This is a genomic window from Fulvivirga sp. (assembly GCF_040218215.1).
Classification (GTDB): domain Bacteria; phylum Bacteroidota; class Bacteroidia; order Cytophagales; family Cyclobacteriaceae; genus Fulvivirga.
Window position 1 is genome coordinate 45121 of the sequence record NZ_JAVJQL010000027.1, and the last position, 12123, is coordinate 57243.

The 12123-nt window shown below is 38.4% G+C and carries 8 protein-coding genes; 2 read left to right on the forward strand and 6 right to left on the reverse strand.

Features of this window, described 5'->3' with window-relative positions; genetic code table 11:
- Positions 1 to 14: 14 nt before the first annotated feature.
- From RIB54_RS18120 to RIB54_RS18145, 6 genes are all read right to left on the reverse strand, one after another.
- A complete protein-coding gene (locus RIB54_RS18120; protein ID WP_350102212.1) occupies positions 15 to 1061 on the reverse strand; it encodes a hypothetical protein in 1047 nt (348 codons plus the stop codon).
- Positions 1061 to 1870: a hypothetical protein gene (locus RIB54_RS18125; protein ID WP_350102213.1), complete on the reverse strand. Its 810-nt coding sequence runs from the start codon at positions 1868 to 1870 to the stop codon at positions 1061 to 1063. Before RIB54_RS18125 ends, RIB54_RS18120 begins: the two co-directional genes overlap by 1 nt.
- A 2-nt stretch (positions 1871 to 1872) precedes the next feature.
- Entirely contained in the window at positions 1873 to 2442 is a 570-nt protein-coding gene (locus RIB54_RS18130; RefSeq protein WP_350102214.1) for an RNA polymerase sigma factor, read from the reverse strand.
- Positions 2443 to 2541: 99 nt separating this feature from the next.
- Positions 2542 to 2799 (reverse strand): hypothetical protein, encoded by a 258-nt coding sequence (locus tag RIB54_RS18135; RefSeq protein WP_350102216.1) that lies wholly within the window; start codon positions 2797 to 2799, stop codon positions 2542 to 2544.
- Positions 2800 to 2904: 105 nt separating this feature from the next.
- Positions 2905 to 5358, reverse strand: a complete 2454-nt coding sequence (locus tag RIB54_RS18140) for a PspC domain-containing protein (protein ID WP_350102218.1) — start codon at positions 5356 to 5358, stop codon at positions 2905 to 2907.
- Positions 5359 to 5398: 40 nt separating this feature from the next.
- A complete protein-coding gene (locus tag RIB54_RS18145) occupies positions 5399 to 5731 on the reverse strand; it encodes a PadR family transcriptional regulator (protein ID WP_350069072.1) in 333 nt (110 codons plus the stop codon).
- Positions 5732 to 6015: 284 nt separating this feature from the next.
- Here RIB54_RS18145 and RIB54_RS18150 point away from each other — a divergent pair, with 284 nt between their 5' ends.
- On the forward strand, positions 6016 to 7089 hold the full coding sequence (locus RIB54_RS18150; RefSeq protein WP_350102219.1) for a putative type IX sorting system protein PorV2: 1074 nt from the start codon (positions 6016 to 6018) through the stop codon (positions 7087 to 7089).
- The gene (gene porU2 / locus RIB54_RS18155) at positions 7086 to 12122 is read left to right on the forward strand and encodes a putative type IX secretion system sortase PorU2 (protein WP_350102220.1); all 5037 of its coding nucleotides are present in this window, start codon (positions 7086 to 7088) and stop codon (positions 12120 to 12122) included. The genes RIB54_RS18150 and porU2 overlap by 4 nt, the downstream gene beginning before the upstream one ends.
- Position 12123: the final 1 nt, after the last annotated feature.

Consider the following 12123-nt stretch of genomic DNA (forward strand, 5'->3'; position numbering starts at 1 on the left):
TATGTTGTTAGTTGTTACAAGATTATTCCGAAACTGAAGGCATTTAACTTAGGCCCTTTATCTTCAGCGAATAGTTCATTTAAATCATAATTAAAAAACAAGTCCGTGCCCCTGAATCCCATTTGCAACCTGACGCCATAGCGCAAATTGGTAAGGTTGAAATTGTCCCTGTCCTTATCTTTTTTGCCACCTTTATATTTTACTTTAGCGTGGCTCCCTAACCTATAGCCGGCATAGCCACCAACACCGATTCTGAATCCAGCATCTGGCTGACCGAAGTTTATTTCATCCCAATTTTTAAAGTTTCTGCTTCTTCTTTTTGGGTTGCCAAAATTGACCATTGGCACAGCAGTGAAATTTATAAACGTGGCAGTTAGTTTACTTTTTTTATAGTCAACTTCCATATCCGGGTCTTCAAGGAAGATGGTCTGGTCGCCAATTTCAGTAATGCGTGTACGGCTATTCTGAAACTTAAAATTGTACCAGCTGATGCCAGGTCCCCATTCTATATAAAACCTTTTCGCCAAACTTGTCTGATATATTGAGTTGATACCGAAGTACCATGACCCCCAGGGGCGAACTGCATAAGCTTCATTGTCCTCGTCAGCAAACTTACCATCACCATTTAGGTAGTTGTTTGTTCCAAAATCAAAGTTGATCATGTTGCGGGTTCCCCGACTTCTATACCGCTCTTCATTTCTCCATCGGTTATCAGAAGCTTTGTAATCATCATTGGAGTAGCTATCATCTGAGTAATTGTAATCATCATCATTGTTGTTTTCAACCACTACAGTTGTATCTCCAATGACTGTTTCTTCTGAGCCATTGTCACTTACTAAAGTGGAGTCACCATTGAGCTTCATCTTCAGGCTTTGAAGAATCTCATTAAGATCATACTTTTCCATTTGCTCAAGATCTGCTTTATCTTCAATCAGGAAGATAATCTTGCTCTTTCCAACATTGACAATGAGTGTATCTGTCTTTTGCTGTGCAAAGCCTTCCATTACCGCCAGGCAAAGCGCAAGGATGAGTATAAGTTGATATTTAAGGGTTCTGATCATTATTTTCCTTCTTTCTTCCCATTAAAAGCAAGTATGTTATTTTTAGCGGCTCTAATTTCTCCAAGGCCACCTTCACCTTGCTTTAACTCTTTTGCTTTGTTGAATATCTGTAACAATTTTGATTCTTTTTTATCTGTGTCAGTAGCTGCTACCGTGGTTTTGCTATCCTCAAATTGACTAATATCAAAAACCAGTGTTTGGCCGCCTTTGCTCTTCTTTACTTCAGATGCCGATGTTTCTGGAATGGTTGCATCAGGTGTAGAAATTTGAGCTACAGCTGTAGTATTTGATGTTAATTCATCAATTTTTAAATCAACTACTTCATCTTTATTGTCAAGCGTTTTGATTTCTTCTTTAGCATCTTTTGTGTTATTAGAGGCCGTGAGTTCACTAGCAGGAGGTAATTGAATAAATTCTTTTTTCTTGGTAGTAGTGGGTTTTTGTGCCTCTTTACTTTGCTCTATAACCTCTTCCTTTACACTATTTTGTACTGCCTCTGGTTCAGTTTCAGAGGGCTCAGTAATTGCCTCTTCAACTGCTACCGCATCATTAGCATTGATGGCAGTTTCAGTATTCTCAGAAGCTATTACCTGTTGACTGTCAGTAGTCACAATATCATTTTTTAAGAACATGTATGACAATGACATCAAAAGTAGAAGCGAGGCGGCAATGCTTAGGTATATCCAAGGACTACGCTTTTTTGGCTGCTCTATCTTTTCGTCAATTCTATCCCATAAACTGGAGGCTGGTGATTTCTCAAAATCCTCAAGTTTATTTTTAAATAAGTTATCAAGCTCTTTGTTGCTCATGACTATTTTATTTTTTCTTTTAAAATAACTTCTGTTTCCAGAAGTTGCTTTTGTAGCAAAGCCCTTGCTCTGCTAAGCTGCGATTTGGAAGTATTTTCGCTTATTCCTAACTCGTCAGCTATTTCTTTGTGCGAGTACCCTTCAATGGCGTAAAGGTTAAACACCGTTCTGTATCCTGTTGGAAGCTCCTGAACCAGTTTCATAAGGTCATCAGCTTCAAGCTGATTGTTTAATGAACCATAGTCCGGTTCCCGGTCTGCCATTTCAATATCTACCTCCAGGTACATGCTTTTGTTCTTTCTGATATAGGTTAATGATTCGTTTACCATTATCCGTCTTATCCACCCTTCAAAACTTCCTTCACCTTTAAACTGATCAATTTTTTCGAAGATTTTCACGAAGGCGGTGATTGCTACATCTTCGGCCTCTGTTGGTTCTTTGACATAGCGGAGACATACAGCAAACATTTTGGCAGCGTACTTCTCGTACAATGCTTTTTGTGCTTGCCTGTCGAATTTGTGGCATTGGCCTATTAGCGCCTCTTCGTCAGTTTGGTGAATTTTCAGTTTCATTTAAATCCGTACAACTATCAGATGCAAAATTGATTAACAAGGTTGCATCGGATATTGAATTAAATTTCCTGCTTTTTTCGGAATAATAGGAGGGGGTTGTTATTTATCTTCAAGCTCTTTGATGAGATTCCTAACGGTAACACGATAGGCAAGCTTTATCTGATAGTCATCCATAAGCTCTCTGACCTTGGCAAGTTGCAGTCTGCGTTGAGCATCTTTTAGTTTTTCATGATACTCAGGGTGATTGCTAACTGCTTTTAAAGACAATTCATACAGGTTCTCAGGATTGCGATCAGCAAGCTCAGTAAGTTGTTTGATTAACTCAGTATTGGCCATAGTGTTAATTGAGGAATTCATTCCATTGCGAATATAAGGATAATTAAAAATTTACGATAATGAAAAAAGCCGTTCTAAATTAATGAACGGCTTTGGAGTGTTGTTATTGAGAATTGATGTTGAGTCCTAGAAGTCTGAGCTAACCCTTGCGCCACCCCTTAATTTAATATTGCTGATAAATGATTCATCCATGCGCACATTATCGGTAACATAAGCTTTTATTGATGATACACCAGTAGCTTCCAATCGGGCATCATCCACTTTAAAACTATAAGCGTCAAGGTGAGAGGCACCTATAACATCAGCAACAAGCAAACGACCTTTGCCGCGAAGCTCCATATTAGAGGCTCCTGTTAAATCAATTTCTATTTCATTAGCGGTAATATCTGCTTTCATAGAAGAGGCACCCATTAAATCAAACTTAACATCATCAAGGTCAAACTTTGAAATATAGCCTTTAGTCGCACCTACAAGCTCAACGTATTTGATATTAGGTGTAAGAATGGTAATTTCTATATCATTTCTTGAAAAGTTAAAGTCTTCCATTCTATCGAGATCTTTATGGCTGATTCTTAACCTGTCATTGTCTTGTCTAATATCAAGGTCATCTAAATATCTCGACCGTCCTTTTACAAGCACTCTATAAGAGTCACTTTTTTCAATATTTACAATGTAGGCACCTTTAATGTCAATTTCATCGAATGGGTCAAAGTCATAACTTTTATCGAAATCACCTGAACTAATAGCTGACACTTCTCGCTCATCGTTGTCTAATTCTTCCCTTTCATATTGATATTCCTCATCAACACTATCCTCACGTTCTTCTTCTGGACAAGTAAGACATTTTAAGCCGTCATTGGTAAAAGTCCACACATTGTCTTCTATCATGGAGCTTCTATAGCCGTACCACCAGTTGTTGTTGAGGATGTACCTTAAGTCATCATCCATAGTGAATTTAGTGCCATAAGGAATATACAATGTCATATGCAGACGCTGTGCCCTGAATATTGCATCTTTCTCAAATTCTATGTTAGAATCAAAGTAGATTGCAGAGTCTTTAGCTTCCACATTGTAAGTAACCATCTGAGCATTCTTTTCAGCTTCTCGTCTGTCTCTGCCTTGTGCCTCGAATACTTGAACCAGTTTGATCTCATCCCCATCATAACCTCTTATTTTAAGGTTGGCTCCTTCATATTCATCAAGACCTACATCCCTTAGTTTAAGATATGTGGTTTTATCGGTAGCATTGAAAGTCATTTCTTTTTCATATGCCCCATCTTCTTTGAAGCTATACACTATTGTAGGAACATTGATGGCAAGTACCACAGCACTGATCATGAATATGGCAAAAACTGTCCAGCCAGTATTTGAAGAAAAAACTATCTTTTTGGCTATTAGTGAAGCACCTAGCATAATTAGTAAGAAACTTGGAATAGTTACTACAAAGAATGCTGCAAGCAAAGTAAAGCTTGGAATACCGCTGCTAAATATGTCAAGAGGCAAGCCCAAATCACCAAAGTTTAGATTGCCAATCCTAATTAAATCGGAAGAGAAAAGGCCGATAATAACACCTACAGCTATAATTAAAGCCAGAATGCTCATTATGCCTCCAAACACGAATGATGCACCAACTATTATTCTTATAAAGTCAACAAGAAGTCTGAAAATTGGCCCAAGTGCTTTAGATAATGCATCTATAACTATGGCTATTAACCTGAACGGGAATAATAATATTTTAACAAATACGCTCTCATCAGAATCTTCTTTTACATTGAGACTCTGCTTTATATTACTTTCAATATTGGTTAAAGTGATAGGATCACCCTTCATTTGCACTTTGTCACTAATAGTTTTAGCCTCTGGTAGAATTATCCAGAGGATGATGTAAGTGATAAACCCAAAACCACCGAGAAACATCGAGATGACAAACAACACCCGGATGATGACTATATCTACCCCAAAGTAGTTGGCAATACCTGCTGCCACACCACCCAAGGCCTTATGTTCGGAATCCCGAAACATTTTCTTGAGTTTCTTATCTTCCGGAAGTTGATCACTTCCCGGTATAACTGCCCACATTGCAAAGTAGGCGATTAAGATAAATCCTGCACTACCAAGTAGTATGATGGTGAAAAGTAGTCTTACCCACAGTGCATCTATACTGAAGTAATGAGCTATACCAGCGCACACACCGCCAACAATCTTCCTTTTTTCATCCCGGAATAGTTTTTTGCTACCATTGGTATATGTTTTTTCGGAACCACGGCTTTTACTTTGCTGCTCCCCGCCAGTGCTATCACCTAACTCCGGATCTTCAACTGCCTGAAAATCACTGATGCTACCCATGGTGGCTATCAGCCCCTCTACATCTTCAGTGGTGATAACCTGCTTGTCTTCACTCAGCTTAGAAAGAAATATTTCTGCTATTCTGCTTTCTATATCAGCTATAATCTCCTGGCTATCATCGAAAGTTGAAAAATACCTATTGATACTATCCAAATAGGCTTTAAGTCTATCAAAAGCATCTTCCTCGATGTGAAATATGATGCCGCTTATATTGATACTTATATTCTTTTTCATTGTATTGTGTTTTAATATTTAGGATTAGATCTGATTGGAACTAGTTTTTAAAAGAGGTGATTTTCTCAGTTGAATTGACCAGATCTTTCCATGTAGCATCTAAGTTTAGTAAAAAGTCGTTTCCTGCATCTGTAAGCGTGTAATATTTTCTTGGCGGGCCACTATTGGACTCCACCCATTTATATTCTACGAGCCCTGCTTTCCGCAGCCTTGTGAGCAGCGGATAGAGTGTGCCCTCAACCACCATAATTTTTACAGAGGTAAGTTCTTCCAGCATATCGGAAGCGTACACTTCTCCTCGCGAGATTATGTGCATAATGCAGTATTCAAGAATACCCTTTCGCATTTGCACTAATGTGTTTTCAAGATTCATAATGTTTACAATTTGTTGACCCTGAGTAGGGGAGATTTTAACCTTTACAGTACCTATACGGGAAAGGTACTATGCATGGCCATGTACTAGGTGAGAAATATTAGCTTGTATTGAATATTCTTTAATAATTAATATACAAATAAAATATTATTATATAAATGAATGAAATATATGATACTAACCTGAGTTACTTTGATGGATGAAATACAATAAACAGCTAATATTCAGTGATTCTTTTATACAAATTGGGATACTCATTTGATATATTTACATCTGCTATTTTTATGAAAAAACTCTGGTTTCCATTTTTATTGATCTTCGGATTGGCAAGCACATCCGATGCACAGCACTCACCAAAATACAGCAATGAATTTTTGTCCATTGGGGTAGGTGCCAGGGCGCTAAGCATGTCAAATACACAAGTATCTAATGTTAACGATGTCACCGCTGGGTATTGGAACCCTGCTGGCCTTTTGGGCATTTCAAACACCTATGAATTTTCTCTAATGCATGCAGAATATTTTGCAGGGATAGCTAAATACGACTATGCAGGCTTTGCCACTAAGATAGATAGCTCAAGCAGCCTTGGTGTATCGGTAATACGATTTGCCATAGATGACATACCAGATACCCGGTTTTTGTATGATGCCAATGGAGCTATTAATTATGATAATATCAGGTTTTTCACAGCGGCTGATTATGCTTTCTTAATATCTTATGCCCGAAAACTTAATGTTTTAGGTGGAATTGATATTGGTGGAAATTTTAAGGTTGTTCATCGTGTTGCAGGTAGTTTCGCCAATGCCTGGGGTTTTGGTTTAGATGTAGGAGCGAAAAAGACAATCGGTAAGTGGCAGCTAGGTTTGATGGTACGTGATGTAACGGGCACTTTTAATGCATGGACACACAATACTGAGTTAGTGGCTGATGTTTACACTCAGACGGGGAATGTAATACCTGACAATTCTGTTGAAATAACATTGCCAAAGGCGATAGTTGGTGTGTCAAGATATTTTGTAATTAAACAAAAATTCGGCCTGCTGGCTTCTTTTGATTTTATAAGCTCATTTGACGGGGAAAGGAATGTACTTTGGAAGTCGAAGCTAATCTCAACGGAGCCATCTGTAGGTTTAGAAATGGATTATAAAAAAACTTTTTATCTCAGGTTCGGAGCGGGGAATGTTCAGGAGGTGCAGCGCTTTGATAAATCAACTTACAAAACCTTTCAGCCGAACTTTGGAATAGGTGTTGTAATAAAGCAATTGAGCATTGACTACGCTCTCACGGATATTGGCGACCAGACATCATCACCATACAGTCATGTGTTTTCATTAAAAGCCCATTTTGATAAAAAATGATAAGCAGCAGAAGGATAGTGCTAGTGTTTTTATTGTTAGTGAGCCACATTGGCTATTCTCAACTTTATGGTGATGAATGGATAGACTATAATAAAAAGTATTACAAAGTCACGCTTGCGCAGGATGGGCTGTATCGTATATCATACGCTGACCTTACCAATGCGGGCTTTCCCATAAATAGTGTTGACCCTAGAAGATTACAATTGTTTCATAAAGGTGTAGAGCAAGCCATATTTGTGCAGGGCCAGGGAGATGCTGTATTTAACACAACAGATTATATTGAGTTTTATGGTGTTAAAAATGATGGTAAGGCAGATGAGCGACTTTATAAACCGGCAGAAGCCCAACCCCATCAATTCTATAGCATCTATAGTGACAGTTCAGCTTATTTTCTAACGTGGCATTTGACTACAACCAATGGAAAAAGGATGACCAGTTATTCCGAAAATAATACAGGTGGACTAATAGCTCAGACTTCTCATCTGGAAGAAAAACGACTAATTAATACAGCTCAGTATTCATCAGGACAAGGGTATTCCACCAATGAGTACACCCGGCTTTCAAGTTTTGATTATGGTGAGGGGTGGACAAGTGCGGCTATTCAGGAGAATAATTCCGCTGATTTTGTGATTAATGGAATTACAAATGGTGTTCAGGCAGATGGTGTTCCATCAATTGAATTGCTTTTAACTGGCCGTGATGACCTGCCACACAATGTGGATATTTTAGTTGGTACATCAACAGCTACTCTGAGAAATATTGGGAATGTACAATTTGATAATTACGAAAGCTTAAAGTTCACATCCGACTTACTTTGGACAGATATTTCTGCAGGAGGTTCAATAACTGTAAGAGTAACCGCATTAGGGGTTAGCGGGGGAAATGACAGGATCAGTACTTCTTATATTAGGTTATTTTATCCTCAAAATTTCAATGTTCAAAGTTCGAGCGTAAAAGTTTTTAATCTTAAAACAGAGCCTTCAAACAAATCATATGTAGAGTTTAGCAATGTTCCTAATAATACCCAACTCTATGATGTTACTGATACTGACAATGTGATCAGGATAGGCAGCAACCAGGCGGGGAGTGATTTGAATGCTGTTATTAACGGCACAGCAATACCCAGAAGGATTTTTATCAATTCACAGAACTTTATTACCCCGGTTGTAAAAAGAGCACCATTTAGGGATATTAATGCTTCATCGCATGACTACATTATTTTAAGCCATAGTCAGTTAATGAAGCCTACAGGTAATGTTAATGACCCCGTTAAAGCATATGCAAGTTATAGGGCTTCTTCAACGGGTGGTGGGTATGACACGCTGGTTGTAGATATCGATATGTTGTACAACCAATACAACTACGGTATTAAAAACCCATTGGCGATTTTTGATTTCATGAGGTTCATGGTCAATAATGGAGATCCCAAGTACCTTTTTATTATTGGTAAGGGGTTAGATCCGAGTATTAACTTTTATAGGAATGCCACTGGTTCAATACCATTCACAAGGCAAGGTATTACGTATCAAGCTAAGGATTTGGTGCCAACTTCGGGTAATCCCGGATCAGACATGCTTTTTACGGCAGGGTTGTCAGGAGAAGCTAATATTCCAGCAGTTCCTGTAGGGAGGATTCCGGCACTTACACCTGCCCAGGTCAATGCTTATTTAAATAAAGTAATAGAAATGGAGGGGCTGCCTTTTGATGACTTATGGCGCAAGAATGTTCTTCATTTGAGTGGAGGTATTACAGTGTCTGAATTGGTGGTTTTTAGGGCTTATATGAAAGGTTTTGAAAATATTGCCGTGGATGACTATTTGGGGGGTGATGTAAAGACAGTTGCTAAAACGTCTGGAAGCACTATACAGCTCATCAATGTGGCGGATGAGGTGAATAAAGGACTGTCTTTGATTACATTTTATGGTCACTCTGCTCCTAACATCACTGATATCGATATAGGGTATGCCACTGATCCTGAATTGGGCTATAACAATGCAGGGAAATACCCGATGTTTCTCATAAATGGATGTAATGCCGGAGCGTTTTTTAGGGCAGATTTTACGTTTGGTGAAGACTGGATACTCGCTGAAAACAAAGGAGCCATTGGTTTTATAGCCCATAGTTCATTTGGCTTTAGTGGAAATTTGCGCAGATATTCCAATACATTTTATGATGTTGGGTATGGTGACTCTGTATTTGTGAGCAAGCCTATAGCAGACGTTCAGCAAGAGGTGGGCAGACGGTATTTGAATAATGTGTTGACGGATCCAACCAACGTTAGTCAAACCCAGCAGATGGTGTTGTTGGGAGATCCTGCAGTTAACTTGTTTGGTCCTGAAAATCCCGATTATGAGATAACAAATGACAATCTTTATATTGACTCTTTTACTGAAGAGCCAGTTACTGCTAAGGCCGATTCGTTCGCTTTAAAAATGATAGTAAAAAATTATGGTCGAACAAGGTCGGATTCTATTAGAATAGCCGTTAGCAGGACATTACAGGACAATAGCATTTTAGAATATGATTCGGTTTTTGCTCCCATTAATTACCTGGATACAATTTCCTTTAGAATAATAAGAGGCGAAGAAAATGGTTTTGGAAATAATAGGTTTTCTGTTCAGCTTGATTACTTATCTGAAATACCTGAATTAAATGAAAACAATAATACTGCCTCCTTAGATTACTTTATTCCGCTGTTTGGTACGCGTAATATATATCCAAATGATTATGCAATAGTAGCTGAACAACCTGTTGAGTTACTAATTCAATCGAGCAACATTCTTGAAAAGGAAAGACAGTTTTCTATTGAAATTGACACGGTAAACACCTTTGATAGTCCGTTTTTAAAACAGAACAGTTTGAATGCCCGATTATTGGCCAGCTGGAAGGTTGACTTACTTAATGATGTACCTTTAAATGATAGTACGGTATACTATTGGAGAAGTAAGTACGCGGATATTCAGCCCGGGGAGAGTGATGAGTGGGTAACCAGCTCCTTTACGTACATTAAAGATAGTCCTGAAGGTTGGTCGCAAAGTGCCTATAATCAATTGGAAAACAGTGTCATCAGCAGCCTTCAGCGCAATGATGACAAAGAAGAGTTTGATTTCCTCAGAACCTTCAGGGATGTTCAGATTACGACTTTTGGTGCCGCTAACCCAGCTTTAAACTCTGAGGTATCTGTGCTTATTGATGGCACAGAGTACATTATTAATAATGGCTTTGGGTGCCGGGATAATACTGTAAACTTAATAGCGTTTGACAAAAATACTGCAATACCATATGCGGCCGTTCCTTTTCTTCAAGTGGATAGCAAAACTTGTGGTAGGGTGCCTCAGATTATAGATAGCTTTACCTTTTCGGAAATAGAAAGTGTTATCAATGATAACCTCATTACATATATTGATAATCTTCAAGAAGGTGATTCTGTAGTGTTTTTTACAATTGGAGATCCTCAGGTGGCCAATTGGTCGGCTAATATTAAAACCAAGCTGGAAGAAATAGGGGCTTTAAGTACTGATTTTGATGCCGTTGTGCCAGGTGAGCCTTATATTTTGGTAGGTAAGAAAGGAGCACCTCCAGGTGCTGCGCAGCAATTAAAAACAACAGTCTCACCAGAAGCTGAGCAGCAGATACAATTGACATTAAAACTAAGTGGTGTAGAGTCGTCTGGTAAATTAGCATCTTCATTAATTGGGCCAGCTAAGCAATGGGGTTCCGTTATTGCAAACGCCAGCATATCTGAATTACCTAAGACTGATGAGTTTACATTTGATGTTATAGGAATGGGTAACAACGGAAACGAACAGGTTTTGATGAATGATGTTACAAACTTTCCGTTGGACTTATCCTCTGTAAATGCTAATCAGTATCCATATTTGAAATTGGTTATCAATATTGCTGATGACATTAACCTTACCCCGCCACAACTTGAGAAATGGTTGGTTCTATTTACTCCCGTGCCTGAAGGTATATTTATTGCCAAAGATGAAAATACTGAGCAAGTGACAATTCAGGAAGGGGTAAGAATTCAAAAATCCTATGGTTTTAAAAATATATCGAAACAACCATTTTTGGATTCTCTGGAAGTAAAACAACAGCAATTTAATATTGATAGTCGAAAAACCACTAATGAAACATTTAGGATAAAAGCCCCATTGCCAGGAGATACCACTATGTTTAACATCGATTTGGTGAGCTTAGGCTTTACCGGAGACAATGACCTAAGAGTAGAGGTTAATCCACAGCTTGAACCAGAATTGTTTTATGATAATAACACCCTTGATTTAAAAAGATTTCTGACCGTTGAAAAGGATAATATAAACCCATTGTTGGATGTGTTGTTTGATGGCAGATATATTCTGAATGGCGATATTGTATCCCCCTCACCTTTAATAACAATTCAATTAAAGGACGAAAATCCCTATATTATGGTAACGGATACAACCAGCATGAACATTTTTCTTCGAAAAGAGTGTGAAGGATGCAATTCTAAAAGAGTTAATTTTTCTTCTAATGAGGTGCAGTGGTTTGCCGCAACGGAACAGACTTCCTTTAATGTTGAGTACAAGCCATCAACACTTGAAGATGGTAGGTATACCCTGAGTGTTCAGGCTTCTGATGCCAGTGGAAATTTATCGGGCGATGATGCATATTCTATCTCATTTGAGGTTATTAATGAATCAACTATTACTAATTTTTATCCATACCCTAATCCGTTTTCAACCAGTACAAAATTCATTTTTACACTCACCGGTAGTGAGGTCCCGCAGGAAATCCGGATTCAGGTCATGACTGTAAGCGGCAAAATAGTGCGGGAAATAACTCAGGATGAGCTGGGGATTGTGAGGATAGGTAATAATATATCTGATTATGCCTGGGATGGGAGAGATGAATTTGGAGATAAACTGGCTAATGGAGTTTACTTATACAAAGTTATAGTCAAACAGAATGGGCAAAGCTTAAAGCAACGATCTACCTCAGCTGATAAAGCATTTACAAAAGGATTTGGTAAATTGTACATTCTTAGATAAC